15 protein-coding genes are annotated in these 17,945 nt (G+C 66.9%); 7 read left to right on the forward strand and 8 right to left on the reverse strand.

Annotated elements, in window-relative coordinates:
- The first annotated feature begins 10 nt into the window (after positions 1-10).
- The 3 genes from purC to BM397_RS01535 all read left to right on the forward strand — a co-directional run bounded on the left by purC (position 11) and on the right by BM397_RS01535 (position 4,032).
- Positions 11-772 carry a phosphoribosylaminoimidazolesuccinocarboxamide synthase gene (gene purC, locus BM397_RS01525; RefSeq protein ID WP_092420656.1) on the forward strand — a complete coding sequence of 254 codons (762 nt, stop codon included), beginning with the start codon at positions 11-13 and terminating at the stop codon, positions 770-772.
- 88 nt (positions 773-860) lie between these two features.
- Positions 861-1,091 carry a phosphoribosylformylglycinamidine synthase subunit PurS gene (purS, locus tag BM397_RS01530; protein WP_092422342.1) on the forward strand — a complete coding sequence of 77 codons (231 nt, stop codon included), beginning with the start codon at positions 861-863 and terminating at the stop codon, positions 1,089-1,091.
- A gap of 823 nt (positions 1,092-1,914) precedes the next feature.
- Entirely contained in the window at positions 1,915-4,032 is a 2,118-nt protein-coding gene (locus tag BM397_RS01535; RefSeq protein WP_092420660.1) for an Ig-like domain-containing protein, read from the forward strand.
- Positions 4,033-4,418: 386 nt separating this feature from the next.
- Here the strand turns inward: BM397_RS01535 and BM397_RS01540 are convergent, their stop codons facing one another.
- Entirely contained in the window at positions 4,419-5,033 is a 615-nt protein-coding gene (locus BM397_RS01540; RefSeq protein ID WP_092420663.1) for a nucleotidyltransferase family protein, read from the reverse strand.
- A 386-nt stretch (positions 5,034-5,419) separates the two neighbouring features.
- On the opposite strand from BM397_RS01540, the gene BM397_RS01545 reads away from it, so the two are divergent.
- Positions 5,420-6,607, forward strand: a complete 1,188-nt coding sequence (locus BM397_RS01545) for a histidine kinase dimerization/phosphoacceptor domain -containing protein (RefSeq protein WP_245695976.1) — start codon at positions 5,420-5,422, stop codon at positions 6,605-6,607.
- On the opposite strand, the gene BM397_RS01550 is transcribed toward BM397_RS01545, so the two are convergent.
- The 3 genes from BM397_RS01550 to ssb form a co-directional block, all read right to left on the reverse strand.
- The gene (locus BM397_RS01550; RefSeq protein ID WP_092420665.1) at positions 6,564-7,892 is read right to left on the reverse strand and encodes an HlyC/CorC family transporter; all 1,329 of its coding nucleotides are present in this window, start codon (positions 7,890-7,892) and stop codon (positions 6,564-6,566) included. The two genes, BM397_RS01545 and BM397_RS01550, sit on opposite strands and share 44 nt — an antisense overlap.
- Before the next feature lie 137 nt (positions 7,893-8,029).
- Complete coding sequence (locus tag BM397_RS01555) at positions 8,030-9,811, reverse strand: purine-cytosine permease family protein (RefSeq protein WP_092420668.1); 1,782 nt, start codon at positions 9,809-9,811, stop codon at positions 8,030-8,032.
- A 233-nt stretch (positions 9,812-10,044) separates the two neighbouring features.
- Positions 10,045-10,581, reverse strand: coding sequence for a single-stranded DNA-binding protein (gene ssb / locus BM397_RS01560; RefSeq protein ID WP_092420671.1), 537 nt, complete (start codon positions 10,579-10,581; stop codon positions 10,045-10,047).
- A gap of 255 nt (positions 10,582-10,836) precedes the next feature.
- On the opposite strand from ssb, the gene BM397_RS01565 reads away from it, so the two are divergent.
- Together BM397_RS01565 and BM397_RS01570 are read left to right on the forward strand one after the other, a co-directional pair.
- The gene (locus tag BM397_RS01565; RefSeq protein ID WP_092420673.1) at positions 10,837-11,457 is read left to right on the forward strand and encodes a lytic transglycosylase domain-containing protein; all 621 of its coding nucleotides are present in this window, start codon (positions 10,837-10,839) and stop codon (positions 11,455-11,457) included.
- A gap of 181 nt (positions 11,458-11,638) precedes the next feature.
- The gene (locus BM397_RS01570) at positions 11,639-12,805 is read left to right on the forward strand and encodes a cytochrome-c peroxidase (protein WP_092420675.1); all 1,167 of its coding nucleotides are present in this window, start codon (positions 11,639-11,641) and stop codon (positions 12,803-12,805) included.
- A gap of 4 nt (positions 12,806-12,809) precedes the next feature.
- Here the strand turns inward: BM397_RS01570 and BM397_RS01575 are convergent, their stop codons facing one another.
- The 4 genes from BM397_RS01575 to miaA form a co-directional block, all read right to left on the reverse strand.
- Entirely contained in the window at positions 12,810-13,421 is a 612-nt protein-coding gene (locus BM397_RS01575; protein WP_092420678.1) for a glutathione S-transferase family protein, read from the reverse strand.
- A gap of 146 nt (positions 13,422-13,567) precedes the next feature.
- Positions 13,568-15,238 carry an ABC transporter substrate-binding protein gene (locus BM397_RS01580; protein ID WP_092420681.1) on the reverse strand — a complete coding sequence of 557 codons (1,671 nt, stop codon included), beginning with the start codon at positions 15,236-15,238 and terminating at the stop codon, positions 13,568-13,570.
- Positions 15,239-15,354: 116 nt separating this feature from the next.
- Complete coding sequence (locus tag BM397_RS01585) at positions 15,355-16,230, reverse strand: helix-turn-helix transcriptional regulator (protein WP_245695979.1); 876 nt, start codon at positions 16,228-16,230, stop codon at positions 15,355-15,357.
- Complete coding sequence (gene miaA, locus BM397_RS01590; protein WP_425425918.1) at positions 16,227-17,177, reverse strand: tRNA (adenosine(37)-N6)-dimethylallyltransferase MiaA; 951 nt, start codon at positions 17,175-17,177, stop codon at positions 16,227-16,229. The genes BM397_RS01585 and miaA overlap by 4 nt, the downstream gene beginning before the upstream one ends.
- A gap of 40 nt (positions 17,178-17,217) precedes the next feature.
- On the opposite strand from miaA, the gene pyrH reads away from it, so the two are divergent.
- Positions 17,218-17,943 carry a UMP kinase gene (gene pyrH, locus BM397_RS01595; protein ID WP_092420687.1) on the forward strand — a complete coding sequence of 242 codons (726 nt, stop codon included), beginning with the start codon at positions 17,218-17,220 and terminating at the stop codon, positions 17,941-17,943.
- Positions 17,944-17,945: the final 2 nt, after the last annotated feature.

Raw genomic sequence — 17,945 nt, forward strand, 5'->3', positions numbered from 1 at the left:
AAGGATTCCCATGGCACGGCGCAAGAAGATCTACGAAGGCAAGGCAAAGATTCTGTACGAAGGCCCCGAACCGGGCACCATCGTCCAGTACTTCAAGGACGATGCCACCGCCTTCAACGCGCAGAAGAAGGACGTGATCGAGGGCAAGGGCGTGCTGAACAACCGCCTGTCCGAGTTCTTCATGACCGGCCTCAACAACATCGGCGTTCCCACGCACTTCCTGAAGCGGCTGAACATGCGCGAGCAGCTGGTCCGCGCCTGCGAGATCATCCCGCTGGAAGTGATCGTGCGCAATTACGCCGCCGGCTCGCTGGCAAAACGCCTCGGCCTCGAGGAGGGCACCGCACTGCCGCGCCCGATCGTCGAGTATTGCTACAAGGACGACAAGCTGGGCGACCCGCTGGTCACCGAAGAGCATATCGCCGCCTTCGGCTGGGCCGGGCAGCAGGACATGGATGACATCCTGAGCCTGTCGCTGCGCGTCAACGACTACCTGTCGGGCCTGATGTACGGCGTCGGCATCCGTCTCGTCGACTTCAAGATCGAGATCGGCCGCGTCTATGACGGTGATTTCCAGCGCCTGATCGTCGCCGACGAGATTTCGCCCGACTCGATGCGCCTTTGGGACATCGAGACCGGCCAGAAGCTCGACAAGGACGTGTTCCGCCGCGATCTCGGCTCGCTGACCGACGCCTACACCGAGGTGGCGCGCCGTCTGGGCGTGATGCCGAAGCAGGCGACCCACGTGGCGAAGCCGAAGCTGATCAATTGAAAGCGTGGCGCCGCGGGCGGCGCTACGATCTACCTGGTTTGGGAAAGATGAGGGGCAGCGCCCCTCTGCGATGAACGGAGAGATGGCCATGAAGGCACGTGTGCATGTGATGCTGAAAGAGGGCGTGCTCGACCCGCAGGGCGAGGCCGTGCGCCATGCGCTTGGCGGGCTCGGCTTCGAAGGCGTGGGCGCCGTGCGTCAGGGCAAGGTGATCGACCTCGAACTGGCCGAGGGCACCGGTGAGGAGACGGTCAAGGAGATGTGCGAGAAGCTGCTCGCCAACACCGTGATCGAGAGCTACCAGATCGAGATGCTCTGAGCCTCTCTACCGGCGGACCGGCCGCGAGGCCACCGCATAGAGACCACGAGACGTCCCCGGCCTGCGGCCGGGGACGTCTTGCGTTTTTTTGGGGGGGCGGGCGCCGGTGACAATGGGGCGCTGGTATGGCGTGGTGCGCGCGGGGTCCTCGACACGCGCGGATCATATCGAATTGATGCCATATTCCGTTGTTTGATTCGGAGGGTGTCTGCCCTCTGGCGCTGCGGTGCTTATCAATCCCGCACGACGGTCTGAATTGGTTCCCTCTACGAGACAGATGTTCCTGAAATCGGGCACGCATGGGGCAACTCCGAGGTGCCGACGCCCATCACGCGGCTGTTTCCGAACTGGCAACGAGTTCCGCGGCGTCCCGGCCGGCGTTCGCATGGAAATCGAGAAAATCGACGATTGTGCTGAACGTCATTTGAAGCGATTTGGAAACAAAATTACGCCACATTGACGTTCATTTCACGCTTGCGTGCCGCCTTGCGGCCCTGCTTTCGTCATCTTTTGCCACCTGATCGCCACTTTTGACTTTGTTAACGGCCCGCCGAGTTCTAAGTACTTCGTTAAGCCCGACTGGGGGGCGACGAAGGACAGGCCGGGGGGCGGCCGCCGATCTCAAGTCATCCGCGAGGATGTGACCGATGGCGTCGGGCAGATGTGCCCGGCACCAGCAGGACCGCTTTTGCCCGCTGCCACGCGGACCGGTCCACCGTCACGAAAACGCGGAAGGACGGAGACCGGGCAAGGCGGCGCAAAGCCGTCGCAGGCCGCAGGTGCGGCGCGGGCGCGTCCCGATCTGGTGTTGAAGGGTGTAACGATGGCTGACTTGTTTCTGAATTGGGCGTCGCTCGGTGCGTTCGGGACCACGCTGGGGGATACCGCCTCTGGCGGCACGGGGACGACCGTAGATACTGGCGGCGTCAATGTCGGCATCTCCTTCACGTCGCAGGACGCCGGTGCGGAAGCCTTCACCGTGAACTACGACGGCTACGTCCCCGAGGGCTCCTCGGTCGATCCGAACTCGCACCTGAAGCTCTTTGGCGAGGGCGGTGACGGCGGCACGCTGTCCTCCACCTCGACCACGGTCTTCGACTTCAGTTCCTCGAACGAGCTCTACACCGACAACGTTCAGAACCTGTCGTTCGTCCTCAATGACGTGGACGGTGGCGCGGGCTCCGACCTCGGCGACCTGAGCGGTGACAGCACCAGCACGGCAGGCGGCACCAGCTTCCAGGACAATGTCACCATCCTCGCCTATGACGCCGAGGGCAATCCTGTCGAGGTGACGCTGACCTCGCTCGGCAGCACCAGCACCAGCGACGGCACCGCCACCGGCGAGGAAGTCACCAGCTTTGCCGAAGAGAACGGCACTGTGCTCGTGTCGATCGCTGGCCCGGTCTCGCGCATCGAGGTGATCTACGAGAACGGCGGCGACTCGACCCAGGGTGTGCTGATCTCGGACATGAGCTTCTCGACCTGCGACGTCGATGACAGCGGCCCCGTGGCCGAGGATGACGCCGCCGAGACCGACGAGGACGTGGCCGTCACCATTGACGTGCTGGCCAACGACAGCGATCCCGATGGCGATGCGCTCACCGTCACCACCGCCACCGTCACCGGCGGCGACAGCATCGGCACCGTGGCGATCAACGAAGACGGCACGCTGACCTTCACCCCGGCCGCCGACTACAATGGCGATGCCGAGATCACTTACACGGTAGAGGATCCGGCCGGCAACTCGGCCACCGGTCATGTCGCGGTCACCGTCTACCCGGTGAACGACGATCCCGAAGCGGTCGACGATTACGTCACCACCGGCAGCGGCACGCCGGTCACCCTGGCGCCGATGGACAATGACACGGATGTCGACGGCGACACGCTGACCATCACCGGTGTCGGCGAGCCTGCCAACGGCACCGTGACGCTGAACGCCGACGGCACCGTGACCTATACGCCGAACGAGGGGCACACGGGCGAAGACAGCTTCACCTACACCATCGACGACGGCAACGGCGGCACCGACACCGGCACCGTCACGGTGAACACCGGCATCCCGACCGACCCGACCGGCGGCGAGAACACCCCGCCGGACGCGGTGAACGATCTCTATAACACCACCGGCACCTCGACGGCGACCTTCGACCCGACGGTCAACGACAGCGACGCCGATGGCGACGCGCTGACCATCACCGGCATCGGCGACCCGACCAACGGCACCGCCACGCTGAACGAGGACGGCACGGTCTCCTATACCGCCGAAGAGGGCTTCGAGGGCTTCGACTCCTTCAGCTACACCATCGACGACGGCAACGGCGGCACTGACACGGCCTACGTCACGGTCGAGGTCATGCCCTGCTTCACCCCCGGTACGCTGATCGCCACGCCGCAGGGCGAGCGCCTTGTTGAGGACCTGAAGGTTGGCGACCGGGTGATCACCCGCGACAACGGCATCCAGGAAATCCGCTGGGTCGGCCGCAAGGAGCTCACCGGCTTCGAACTGGCCCGTCAGCCGCACCTGCGACCGGTGCTGATCCAGAAGGGCGCGCTCGGCAAGAACCACCCCGAGCATGACCTGCTGGTCTCGCCGAACCACCGCGTGCTGGTCGCAAACGACCGCACCGCGCTCTACTTCGAAGAGCGCGAGGTGCTCGCCGCGGCCAAGCACCTGACCGGGCTCGAGGGCGTGGACGAGGTGGAGACCATGGGCGTGGCCTACATCCACTTCATGTTCGACCAGCACGAGGTGGTGCTCTCGAACGGCGCCTGGACCGAAAGCTTCCAGCCCGGTGATTACACGCTCAAGGGCATCGGCGACGCGCAGCGCGACGAGATCTTCGCGCTCTTCCCCGAGCTGGAACACGCCGAGGGCCTGCAGGCCTACGGCGCGGCCCGCCGCTCGCTGAAGCGCCACGAGGCGCAGCTGCTGGTCGGCTGAGCCGGCCTTCGGCATAGAATGCAGCGCGTCGCGGGACCGTCGGTGGGGCGGTGGTGCGACGCAGAAGGGCCCCGGGACGCACGGCGTTCCGGGGTTCTTTGTTTTGGGGTCATGGGGTGCGGGTATTGTGGCGTCCTGGTGGGCCAAAGCGAGGGCCAGCAATAGCCGCGCTGCAGTCGTAAGGCTGCCGGTCCGCGCGCCTTTGACCTGTCTGTGCGAATATCCGGGCGTTGCCGGATTCGGATACCGACGGACACGCGATGACACCGGGGACACAAATGCCAGAGGACCCGGGCAACTCAAGGCCGGAACGGAAGAGGCTGAAACCCTCCAAGCCTTCTGCGATGCAGACCCGGACGCTTCCACCCGGGGGGCGTGGCTGGCGCTCAGCAGGGATCGAGCGCCGCCTGGTTCCGTTCCCAGTCGCGCCAGGCTTCGGGCGTGTCGAGGTCGGTCAGCGCGCGGCGGCCCGGCAGGATCACCCTGCGCAGCCGGTTGCGGTTGGCGGCCAGCACGCTGCGTGCGCCCTCGTCGCCTCCCAGCATCTGGATCGCCGAGAAACAGTCGGCCGGGAACAGCACCGGGTGGCCCGGTGTGCCGTCCTCCGCGCATCCTTGCTGAAGCGTGGGCTGCGGCATGGCGCGAAAGCCCTGTACGAGCAGTGCGATATCCTCGGCGGTCAGCTCCGGCATATCGGCGGGCAGCACCACCATCGCGTCCGTGTCGCGCGGCAGCAGCGCGACGCCCCGGCGCAGCGAGGCGGACATGCCCAGCGAAGCGTCCGGGACGGCGACGAGTTGTACCGGCAGGCCGGCCAGTGCGGCGACGCGCGGATGGTCGTGATCGGGCAGTGTGACCGTCACGTGGTTGGCCGCGCGCAGCGCTTCCTCGGCCTGACGGCGCAAAAGCGCCCGGCCGCCGACCTGCATCAAGAGCTTGTCGGCTCCGCGCATCCGGCTGCTTGCACCGGCGGCGGGAATCAAGACTGCAATTCCTCCCATGGGACTCCTTATACAGCAAAGCCCGAAACCCCGAGGGAAATTCTGGGCGATCAATTCTGAGCGGTCATTCTCGGGCGGTCTTTCTCGGGCGGTCAATTCGGGGCCCCGAATTCAGGTTGGTCGTGGCGGGCGCGTCCGAGGCTCTCGGACAGCCGCCCGCTACCGCCTGAGCCGGACGGAGCTGTCGTGAATAGTCGCGGGACCGGACGACCTGCGTGCAAAGCAAATGCACCAAATTCGCAAAAAATGTGTAAACTCGACCTCAAAAGCGGCTTGTCGCCGGGGCGCCTGTCTTGGGCGCGCTTTCGCTCTTGGCGGAGCCGCCCATGTTGCTATGTCCAGATTGAATGCCTGCACTCATCGCGGCTCGCGCGGTGCGGGACCTGTTGAAGGGACAGTTTCAGAAGATGGTTCTGGCGCGGAAAACGGATGATGAACTCGAACGGCTTGCCGAGCTGCGGAGCTTCGGGGTGCTCGACAGCGCACCCGATCCCGCCTTTGACGAGGTGGTGGAACTGCTGGCCTCGCTGCTCGAAGTGCCGGTCGCGCTGATCAGCCTGGTCGACGAGCAGCGGCAATGGTTCAAGGCGCGCTTCGGCATGGAGCCGGGACAAACCCCGCTGGAGCAGTCGATCTGTGCCCATGCGATCCTGTCGGAAGACATCCTCGAGATCGAGGACACGATGCTCGACCTGCGCAGCGCCGACAATCCGCTGTGTTGCGGAACGATCTCCAAGATGCGCTTCTACGCGGGGGCGCCGCTGATCACCCGCAGCGGCCATTGCATCGGCACGCTCTGCGTGCTCGACGAAAAGCCGCGCAAGCTGACCGTGCAGCAGCGCAAGCTGCTCAAGGTCATGGCGGGGCAGGTGATGCGCCAGCTCGACCTGCAGCGCGCGCTGCACAACAAGGAGGTGCTGCGCGAGGAGATCGACCACCGGGTGAAGAACTCGCTGCAGACCGTCGCCTCGACGATCCGCCTCTACCGCGCTCGTTCGAACGAAGCCGAAACCCGCGACGCGCTGGATGCGATCGCGCGGCGGGTGGATTCGGTCTCGCAGCTGCATGCCGAGCTGAACCTGACGTCGAAGATGCATTTCGTGCGGCTCGACACCTATCTGTCGCGTGTCGCGACGCTGCTGCAGCGTCACGCCCCCGCCGAGGTCGACTTCGAGGTCGATGTGCCGCGCATCGAGGTGGAGTCCCGCGTGGCCGCATCGATCGGTGTCGTGGCCAACGAGTTTGCTGCGAACGCGATGAAATACGCGTTCCACGAGGGTGATCCGAAGCCGGTGATCCGCTTCGAGCTGCGCGAGACCGGGGTGAATCGCATTCAGTTCACCTGCCGCGACAACGGCAGCGGGCCGGAGCCGGGTTCGACGCTCGACGCGCTGGCCTCTTCGGCGCTTGGCGCGCGGCTTCTCGAAGCGGCGGTGAGCCAGGTCGGCGGCACCGTGGTCGAGCGGCGGGAGCCGGGTGGCTACGTGCTCGAGGCCGAGCTGCCGGTCGATCCCGCCGCCGACTCCGCGATTACTCCGGCAGAGCTTCCACGGGCCGCACCCGCAGCCGAGTGATGCGGTTGTTCTCGCGTTCCATGACCTCGAAGCGGAAGCCGTGGAAACTGAACCTCTGGCCGACGGTCGGGATCATCTGCGCCTCGTGAATAACGAGACCCGCGATGGTGTTGGCTTCGTCGTCGGGCAGCGACCAGTCGGCGGCGCGGTTGAGATCGCGGATGGTCATCGCACCGTCGAGCCAGTACCAGCCATCCTCGCCCGCGCTGACCTGATGCTCGGCGTCGGGATCGTGCTCGTCGGCGATCTCGCCAACGATCTCCTCGAGGATGTCCTCCAGCGTGATCAGCCCCTCGAGCGAGCCGTATTCGTCCACCACCAGCGCGAAGTGGGTCCGGCGACGCAGGAAGTTGCGCATTTGGTCGGCGAGCGTGGTGGTGTCGGGCACGAAGTAGGGCTTCATCATCACCTCGGTGATGCGGAAGTCGTCCAGCGCCGCAAAGCCGCGCTCGCCGGCCTTGGCCATGGTCTCGTACATGGCGCGCAGCAGGTCCTTGGCGTGGACCATGCCGATGATGTTCTCGGGCTCGCCGCGGTAGACCGGCAGGCGGGTGTGGTTGCTGTCGAGGCATTGCTGCAGGATCGCCCGCGGCTCGGCCTCGGCGTCGATGCTCTCGATGCCCGAGCGGTGCAGCATGATCTCCTCGACCGTGCGCTCCGCGAGGTCGAGCGCGCCGAGAATGCGGTCGCGGTCTTCCTTTTCGACCACGCCCTCGGAGTGGCCGAGCTGCAGCGCGCCGGCGATCTCTTCGCGCACGGCGAGGATCTGGCTGTCGGGGTCGGTCTGCACGCCGATGAGCTTGAGCAGCACCCGTACCAGCGCGCGGATCGCCGCCACGACGGGGGAAAAGATGAGGATCACCAGCCGGATCGGCGGAGCCACGGTGGCGGCGGCGGCCTCGGGGTTGGTGATGGCGTAGGTCTTGGGCAGCACCTCGGCGAAGATCAGCACGAGGAAGGTCATGATCAGCGTCGCCATGGCGACGCCGCCATCGCCGAGCAGCCGGGTGAAGAGCGCCGTGGCCAGCGAGGTGGCGAGGATGTTGACGAGGTTGTTGCCCAGCAGCACCGAGCCGATCAGCCTTTCGTTGTCCTCGGTGATCTGCAGAGCCATGGCAGCGCCGCGGGATCCGCGGTCCATGGCGGCGCGCAGCTTGCCGCGCGAGGCGGCGGTCAGCGCGGTCTCGGAGCCCGAGAAGAAGGCCGAGAAGAGAATGAGCAGCAGGATCGCGGCGGAGGTCATCCAGAAGGCCGCGTCGAGTGTTCCGGTGGCAGGGGCGTCCATACGTCCGTCTTTTCGTGTAAGAGTGTTCAGAGAGTTATGGGGCGCGGGGCTCTGGTCTTCAAGGCTCTGCCCGGGATCGGAGGCAAAACGGGCGCCCTTCGGGGGCGCCCGTGTCGTGGTCGGTGATGCCGGATTGCTCAGTTCTCGGTGCTGTCGGGTCCATCGGTCGCACGCATCGCCGCCATGGACAGCAGGAAGTAGGTCACGGTCAATGCCGCGGCGGTCAGGAAGAAGTCTCGCTGCATGACCACCAGTGCCTCGCCGTCCGGCGCGGTCACAACCAGTCGCACTGCGAAGGCGATCATGAACACCAGCACCATCCCGGCGCCGACCAGAAGCCATTTGGCGAGCCGTGCGGTATGTTCCAGCGAGGGGTCATCGTCGTCGTCCTCGCCGAATTCCTCGAGCCGTTTTCGTTCGAACTTCGCGAGTTGCTCCTCGCGGGCGGCCTGGCGGGCCTCGTCGGCGGGCCAGGTGTCGCGTGCGCCAAGGAGGCTCGCCGCAAGCGGGTAGACCGCAAGCGCAATCAGGTACTCGGGGATGAAGATGAAGTAGAAGCTGAGCGCACCTGTCATGAAGACGACGACGGCAAAGCCCAGCGACACGCCCCAGGTGATCAGCGCCGCCGTGTTCAGCGGCTGACCGAGGTAGCGCGACCAGTAGCGGGTCAGCCCGAGGCGCGGCAGCAGGTAGTGCTCGGCGATCACGATGGCACCGATCGGGCAGAGCAGGATCGCACCGTAGACGGTCAGCGGCATGATCGACTGCGCCACGAAAGGAAAGCAGGCCGCGACCACGATGAAGCCGCCGACGATGGCCGTCACCTTGCCGCGCGACATCGAGGGCATCAGCGTGCTGGCGGCCAGACCGGCGCGGTAGAGGCAGGCATTGGCCGTCGTCCAGCCGGCACAGATCACCGCGAGAATGCCCACGTAGCCGAGCACCGAGAATGCCACGTCGGCCGAATCGAGCGCCATCAGCGGCTTGCCCAGCAGCACTGCCGCGCCGGCCCCCATGAGGCCCGCAGCGATCCAGCCGATGTAGTGGCCGAGGAACATGCCGACGCCGGAAAAGACGCCGTACCACTTGCGATGCGCAAAGCGGAAGGTGGCCATGTCGATCAGTCCCAGGTGCACCATCGCGCCGTTCGCCCAGGCAAAGGCGGCGACCTCCCAGACGGTGATACCGTCCTCGCCCTCGGGGGTGGTGCCGGTCCAGATCGCCGCATGCGCCACGTCGAGGAAATTGCCGAAGCTGCCCATGGCGGTGTCGCCGGTCACCGAGAAGGCAAGCATCGGCAGAGCCGCGGCGCCACCGCAGATGAAGCAGGCCAGCATCCAAGGGGCGCAGATCGTCGCGAAGTTGGCCATCGCCTCGAAGCCGCGGGCAGCGACGACGATGACGACAGCGCCAAGCAGCAGCGTGATGAGAATGAAGGCGAACGAGGTGGGATAGGGCTCGAGCTGTACCGGCAGGCCGAAGGCGAAGCGTACCGCATAGGCCGAGACGGTGATCATTGCCGCCGCGAGCGCGCCGTAGAACAGCAGGATCGCGCTGTTGTAGATCTTGCTGAAGTAGGGGCCGGTGATCTGCTCGAGATAGGAAAACAGCGAGCGCCGGGTCTCCACCGCGATGGGCGTGGTCACCAGGGTCCAACTCGCCACGGCGAGCAGGTTGCCGATCAGCAGTCCGAGCAGCAACTCGACCGTTCCGACCCCCATGGTCACGAAGGTCACGCCGATCACGAACTCGGTGGCGGCGATATGCTCGCCGCCGAAGAGCCCGGCGAAGTAGCGCCAGCCGCGGACGTGGCGGGCGGCGGGCGGAATGGCGCTGCGGTGGGAGCGGAGTTTGCCCGCCTGCGGGCGGGCGGCGACGGGCGTGGCGGAGGCAGTATCAGGCGTGGCTGTAAGGCTCATCTATTCTTTGCTGTTGTTTCCGGGGCGACTGCGGACTCGTGATCACGCAGACATGATTGAACCGCGACTTTGCGGTCTGAGTTCCCCGGGGTCACGGAGCTGACGCCGGCCCGACCGATTTTACCTCAAAATGAAAGATCGAGATGTCTCGATGAGGTCTTCACCCGAGACACAAAAAAAGCCCGGCCTTCCGGCCGGGCGTCGACACGCTGTGCTGAGGGCTTTGCCTGCCGTCAGAACGGGATTTCGTCGTCGATGTCGCGCGACGGGCCGCGCGAGCCACCACCCGAGCCGCCACCATAGCCGCCGCCCGAACCGCCGCCATAGCCGCCGCCCGAGCCACCGCCGTAGCCGTCATCGTTGCCGCCGCCGTAGCCGCCGCCCGAACCGCCGCCGAAATCACCGCCGCCGCCGCCCTGGCGGCTGTCGAGCAGGGTCAGCTCGCCGCCGTAGGGGCGCAGCACGACCTCGGTGCTGTAGCGGTCCTGACCGGATTGGTCCTGCCACTTGCGGGTTTCCAACTTGCCCTCGATGTAGACCTTCGAGCCTTTGCGCAGGTACTGCTCGGCGATCCGCGCCAGCGGCTCCGAGAAGATTGCGACCGAGTGCCACTCGGTGCGCTCGCGGCGCTCGCCGGTGTTGCGGTCCTTCCAGTTCTCGGAAGTGGCGATGCGCAGGTTGCAGACCTTGCCGCCGTTCTGGAAGGTGCGCACCTCGGGGTCCGCACCGAGATTGCCTACCAGGATCACCTTGTTCACGGAGCCGGCCATGTCATCCCCTTATTCTGGTCGTTTGCCTGTTGCTCAGGCAGGTTGTTTGCCTGTGTCCGCACCCGGGGTTTTCGCATGACTGCGAATCCCCGCAAACGGAGTGTTTGCACAGGTCTACACCACCCATCCGGCGTGCCCAAGCGAACAATGTCACGCGGAAATCCGCCGGTTCCCGGTGACGGCACAAGCTGGCGTAGGGTCATTTTATCTGTATAGTCGGGCGCTGAGGGAACAGTGAAACGGAACAGGGACGTGATGCGCAATTTCGCAACGCGCGCGCTGGCCGGAGGTTTGTGCGCTCTGGTTGTGTCGGGAACGATGGTCTCGGCGGAAGTGCTTTCATCAAAGAGCCGCGTGCGGCTTTTTTCCAAGCAGACGAGCGTGCTCGATGGGCGCGCCTCGCAGCAGTACAATAATTCCGTGCGCCTGCAGCCGAGCCGTGTGGTGACCCCGACGAAATGGGGCCCGATGGGCGGCAACGAAGGCGCAGTGCCGAGCTATCGTGGCAGCTATCGCGGCCCTTATGCCGATCTTGCCCGCCAGGCGGCGCGGCGCAACGGCGTACCCGAGGACCTTTTCCTGCGTCTTGTTCAGCAGGAATCGGGCTTCAATCCCAAGGCACTGTCACACAAGGGCGCGATCGGCCTCGCGCAGCTCATGCCCTTCACCGCGCGCAAGCTTGGCGTCGATCCCCATGATCCTGCGCAGAACCTCGAGGGCGGCGCGCGCTACCTGATCCAGCAGTATCGCAAGTTCGGCTCCTGGAGATTGGCGCTGGCGGCCTACAACGCCGGTCCGGGCGCGGTGGAAAAGCACGGGGGCGTGCCGCCGTACCGCGAGACGATGAACTACGTTAAGGTGATCTGGGGCCAGTGAGCCCCGATCACCGCCGCCGCAGCGCGGCGCGGGCCTCCCTTGACGCAGGAGGCGCTTTGCTCGATATGCCCGACCTAAAGACTAGGGATTTGATCCCGATCAAGGCCGCACGACATTCGCGCGGTCATTCTGGTTGGGTCCGCACCGCCGGTCCCTGCCAGAGAGGTCACAGGAGAGCCCCATGCGTCATGCCGCCATCCTCGCGTCCGCCGCCGTCCTCGCGCTCTGTGCGGGCGGGTTCGGCGTGGCCCGGCTGACGGCTGCCCCGGAGAGCCTCGACAGCATGGATGCGCTCGGCGAGGCGCTGTTCTTCGATGCCAACCTTTCGAAGACCCGCTCGCAGAGCTGCGCGACCTGCCACGATCCGGCCTACGCCTTCGCCGACCCGCGCGGTGCCGCCTCGATCGGCGATGACGGTGCCTCGCTCGGCGACCGCAATGCCCCCACGGTGACCTATGCCGCGCATGTGCCCGAGCTGGCGCGCGACGAGGAGGGCCGGTGGCGCGGCGGGCTTTTTCACGACGGGCGGGCGCTGACGCTGGAGGAGCAGGCGGGCGGCCCGCCGCTCAACCCGGTAGAGATGGGCATGGGGGACAAGTCCGAGGTGGTCGCGCGCCTGCGCGAGAACCCCGAGTATGTCGCCGCCTTCGATGCGCTCTTCGGCCCCGGCACGCTGGACGATCCCGAGGCGGGGTACGCCGCCATGACCCGCGCCATCGCGGATTTCGAGCGGAGGCCGGAGTTCGCCTCCTTCGATTCCAAGTATGACCGCTTCCTGCGCGGCGAGGCGGAACTGACCAATCAGGAGGAACTGGGGCGGCTGCTGTTCTTCTCGCAGCAGTTCACCAACTGCAACCAGTGCCACCAGCTGCAGCGCAGCGCCGTGGACCCCGCCGAGACCTTCTCGGACTACCGCTTCCACAATCTCGGCGTGCCCGCGAATACCGATCTGCGCGCCTCGAACGGCTCGGTCGAAGGGTTCATCGACGGCGGGCTGCTGCAGAATGCGCATCTCACCGACGACGGCAGCCCGGAAGACGAGACCCTGCGGGGGACCTTCCGTACCCCGACCCTGCGCAACGTGGCGGTGACCGCGCCCTACATGCACAACGGTGCGTTCGAGGACCTGCGCACGGTGATCCTCTTCTACAACAGCTACAACACGCGCAACGATGCGCGGAAGATCAACCCCGAGACCGGCGCGCCCTTCGGCCCGCCCGAGGTGCCCGAGAACCTTGCCCCCGAGCTGACCGAGGGGCCGGCTCTGGACGACAAGCGGGTGGATGCACTTGTGGCCTTCCTCAGGACGCTGACCGACGCGCGTTACGAGGACCTGCTGGAGCAGTAACGCCTCAGCGCGTCATCTCCTCCTCGATGACCGAGGTCACCGCGGGGCGCGACAGGCAGCGGTCCACCCAGTCGCGGATTCGCGGATCGTCGGGGATCATCTCGCTGAACCAGCCGTAGGTCGAAGCCACCAGCAGGTCCGCCGCGCTGATCCGGTCGTCGACCAGCCAGTCCTTCTCGGCCAGCGCCTCCGACAGCCGCGCCACGGCCTCGGGCACGTCGCGGAAGGTCGCCTCGGTGACCGGATGCGAGAACCCCGCAACATGCAGCACGTAGACCGGCTCGAAGACGTTGCCGTACCACGCCAGCCACGACAGGTAGGCGCCGCGCGACGGGTGGCCGACGGGGCGGCCCATGGGGCTCTCGGGTGGGCTCTCGGGGTAGAGGTCGGTCAGGTAGAGCATCACCGCGTTGCTCTCGCGGACCTGCGCGCCGTCATGCACCAGCAGCGGCACCTTGCCCTCGGGATGTGGGTTCTGCGGATCGCGCCCGCCCGAACCGTCTCGGCGCGGGATTTGCGTGATGCGCAGGTCGAGGTCGTCCTCGATGCCCATCTCGCGGGCCAGCTGCAGGATGCGCGTCGAGCGTGAACGGGGCGCGTGGTAGAGCGTGAGCATATGGGGGTCTCCTCCGGGGCGGGCCGTTGCCGCGGCCCTTGCATTGCGGGCACTGTGCCGGAGACGGCGCGGCCTGTTATCGGCTGCCCGCGGGCACGGCGGGCGTCGGCCGAGCGGTGTCGGCGCGACCGGCGAGCAGGGGGGCGCTACGTCTCGAGCGCCAGCTTGTAGGGGTGGATCTCGAAGGAGGGGTGCATCTCTGCGCCTAGCACGCCCGGGCGGACGTGGCGGTAGAGCGAGCGCCAGAAGGGCTGCACGATCACCGCGTCCTCCTGTAGCTTGCGCTCGATCCGCGCCATGATGCCCTGCCGTTCCACCGCGTCGGCGATGGTCAGCGCCTCGGCCACGAGCGCGTCGAACTCGGGGTCGGCATAGCCGGTCTCGTTCCAGGCCTCGCCGGTGCGATAGGCGAGCGCCAGCACCTGGATGCCGAGCGGCCGGTGGTTCCACTCAGTGATCGACAGCGGGTAGTCCTTCCACTCCTGCCAGAAGGCCGAACCGGGCAGCACCTTGCGCTCCACGGAAAAACCCGCGTCGCGCAGCATGGCGGCGCAGGCGTCGCCGGTGCGGCGGGTGAAGCCGTCGTCGAGCGTCACGAGCTCATGGGTGACATCGGCGAGCCCGGCCTCTTCCGCCAGCGGCAGCGCCTTCGCCGGATCGTATTCTGTCGGCCCGACCTCGGCGTAATCGGGATGGATCGGGGCGACGTGGTGGTTCTCTGCAACCGTGCCGAGCCCGGCGTGGCCCAGCTCCAGCGCGATCTCGTTGGAGATGGCCAGCTGCAGCGCCTTGCGCATGCGCTTGTCGGCATAGACCGCGCGGCCATCGAGCAGCGCCCGCTGGTTGCCGCGCAGCACCACGGTTGCCCCGGTCACCACCTCGGAGCGCTCCCAGCCCAAGAGGTCCGCGGCTTCGATGAATGTCCCAACGTTCTCGTAGAGCATGTCGATCTCGCCGGCCTCGGCTGCGGCGAGCCAGGAGGCGGGGTCGGTGCCGTAGTCGAGGAACTCGATGCGTTCGAGCGTCGCGCCGCCCCAGCCATCGGCTTCGGTGCCCCACCATTGGTGCGCGTGGTTGCGCACCAGAACGGCGCGCTGGGTGGGCACCACCTCCTCGGGCATATAAGGGCCGGTGCCGATCGGATCGGTCAGCATGCTGTCCGGGTCGTGGCTGGCGTGGACGCAGGCGGCGGGGTAGTCCGACAGGCCCACCATGAGCGCCACGTCCGGGTAGGCGAGGGTGAGCCGCAAGGTGAGATCGTCGAGGATCTCGACAGCCCCTTCGGCCAGCCGCTCGGTCTCGGGATCGCCGAGCGCCGCCAGCCGCCCGGCCATGGAGTTGCCCTCGACGCTGCGGTCGCACCAGTACTTCATCAGCCGCGCCACGTCGGCGGAGGTGAAGGCATCGCCGTTGGTCCAGGTCACGCCGGGGCGCACGTGCAGCAGGTACTCGCTGGCGTCATCGCTGGCCTCCCAGCTTTCCAGCAGCATGCCGCGCAGGCTGCCATCGCGGTCGTACTCGACAAGGTATTCCAGCCACCCGCGCGAGACATTGGCGATCTCGGACCAGTCGTAAGTGCGCGGGTCCTTCAGCGGGCGCACCTCCATCTGGATGCGCAGGGTGTGACCCGGGGGCGCCTCGGAGGGCGATTCCTCGGCCTGCGCCATGCCGATCATGCCGCGGGCCAGAACCGCGGAGGTGCCAAGCGCGGTGGCGCGGGTGAGGAACTCGCGGCGCGAGACGCGGCCATTGCGGAAATCGCAAAGTTCCCGGCGCACGGCAGGATGGATCCACTGCGCGTGGCGACCTCGGCTCATCTGCGTTTCCCCTTCGGACAGTCAGCAGTCGTGTGCCAGACCATTGCGCCCCAATTAGCGCCGCGCGTCAATCAGGTAGCGCGTAGATTGTGAGGGGGAAATTTGTGGCAGGTCGGTCAGAAACGGCGCAGTGGCGGCCGCGCGGTCTGAAGCGGGCGGGCCGCGGATCCCGAGACCTGCCCGGCGGTGGTGCGCAATTCGCTCGGCGTCCGTCCCGTCTGCTTGCGGATGAACCGGGTGAAATAGGCGGGACTGGCAAAGCCGAGCCCCTCGGCGATGGTGGCCACCGGCAGATCGCGGGCCAGCAGCAGCCGGTGCGCCTCGTGCAGCTTGCGCTCGGACAGGATGCGCTGCGCCGAGCGCCCGCAGGCGGCACGGCAGGCGCGGGTGAGATGGGTGCCGGTCACCCCGAGCTCTGCGGCCATCTCGCCGGGCCCCGCGGGACTACGGTAGCGCGCCACCACCGAGGCCGCATAGGCCTCTGACAGCCGCTGCGCGGCACTTTCGCCGGGGCGGTCGGCGGTGCCTTCCTGCTGCTGGCGGCGCAGCCAGACGGCGGCGAGGCGGACATAGGCGTCGAGCGCGTCACCCAGATGCGGCCGGCCCCGGCTCAGCTCGCGCTGCATGGCCTCGAGCAGCGAGGTCAGCTCGGCCTGCGCCAGCGCGTCGCGCACCCGCAGGTGCAGGGGGCTTTCCGGGAAGGGGATGTCGCCGCCCGCCGGGGCATGCAGGATCAGCGCGAGGCTCTGCGGCCCGAGGTCGAGCGCAAAGAGCGTGCGGGCTGGAATGAAGACCGCGCTATGCGTGCCCAGTCCGCGCCGCAGCCCGCCGAGGGTGATCTTGCCCTGACCGCGGGTGAGCCAGAGCAGCGTCGTCTCCGGCCGGTCGTGCAGCAGCCCGTAGGTCCAGCCCGGCTGCTGGCCGGGCGAGAGCAGACGGATGCCGTCGCCCGGCTGATCCGACCGCCGCACCTGATCCGCCGGGGCGCTCACGCCAGTGCCTCCTCGGGGCAGTAGCGCGGCCAGTTCTTCATCCGGGCACGGAACCAGGTGCGCTGGCGCTTGGCGAATTGCCGGGTGAGGATCGCGCCGCGCTCGACCGCATCATCGAGGCTCAGATCGCCGCGCAGGTGTCCGATCAGCTCGGCGGCGCCGATCGCCTTGGCCGAGGGCAGGGCGGGGTGCCAGTCCTCGAGGTTGGCGCGCGCCTCGTCGAGCGCGCCGCCCTCGACCATCAGGCGGAAGCGTCGCGCGATGCGATCGTTGAGCCAGTCCTTCGGCACGTCAAAGAGGATCGGCTGCGCGCGCGCCAGCGGCAGCAGCGGCGGCGGGGTCTCGGCCTGCCAGGCGGCGATGCCGCGGCCGGTGGCTGTCAGCACCTCCCAGGCGCGCTGCACCCGCATCGGGTTGTGGCAGTCGATGCGCGCGCGGCTCTCGGGGTCGAGCTCGGCGACCATGGCCGAGAGCTCGCCCGCGTCCAGCCGCGCCATGGCGCGGGCGCGCACCTCTGCCGGGGTTTCGGGAATCGCCGCCAGCCCCCCGGTCAGCGCCGAGAAGTAAAGTCCCGTGCCGCCGACGATAATTGGCCGCTCTCCCGCCAAGAGAGGGCCCAAATCCCGCAGCCAGTCGCCCACGGAATAGGCGCGGCTGCCCGGCACATGACCATAGAGCAGGTGCGGCACCCGCGCCTCCTCTTCGCGCGAGGGCCGCGCGGTCAGCACGCGCCAGTCGTCGAAGACCTGAATGGCATCGGCGTTGATCACCACGCCCCCGGCAGATTCGGCGATTTCCAGTGCCAGCGCGGACTTGCCGCTGGCAGTAGGACCGGCAATCAGCACCGGAAGGGCCGGATCGGGCGCATATTGTTTCACCAGATCGGGCACCGGTGATCCTTTCTTGCGGGGGCGCTCAGCATTGCAGGCGACGGTATTTTCGGTCACATATAGCCGCAATTTGGATCGTGCACAGACGGAGCGCAACATGACCGAGCAGCCCCAAACCACCTTCAAGCGTGTGATGCTGAAAATCTCGGGTGAGGCGCTCATGGGCGACCAAGGCTACGGCCTGCATCCGCCGACCGTCGAGCGCATCGCCCGCGAAGTCAAATCGGTGCACGACATGGGTGTCGAGATCTGCATGGTGATCGGCGGCGGCAACATCTTCCGCGGCCTCGCCGGCTCGGCGCAGGGCATGGAGCGCACCACCGCCGACTACATGGGCATGCTGGCGACGGTGATGAACGCGCTGGCGATGCAATCGGCTCTGGAAGAGCTGGGCGTCTTCACCCGGGTGATCTCGGCGATCCGCATGGACGAGGTGGCCGAGCCCTACATCCGCCGCCGCGCCGTCCGCCACCTCGAGAAAAAGCGGGTCTGCATCTTCGCCGCGGGCACCGGCAACCCCTATTTCACCACCGACACCGCCTCGTCGCTGCGCGCCAACGAGATGGCCTGCGAGGCGATCTTCATGGGCAAGAACGTGGACGGCATCTACGACTGCGACCCCAAGACCAACCCGGATGCCAAGCGCTACGACCGCATCTCCTATGACGATGTGCTGCGCGACAACCTCAAGGTCATGGACGCCTCGGCCATCGCGCTGGCGCGCGACAACAAGATGCCGCTGATCGTCTTCTCGCTGAACGAGCCGGGCGGTTTCCGCGGCATCCTTGCGGGCGAGGGCACCTATACCGAGGTGCACGCCTGAGG

This window comes from Alloyangia pacifica (assembly GCF_900116195.1).
GTDB classification, from domain to species: domain Bacteria; phylum Pseudomonadota; class Alphaproteobacteria; order Rhodobacterales; family Rhodobacteraceae; genus Salipiger; species Salipiger pacificus.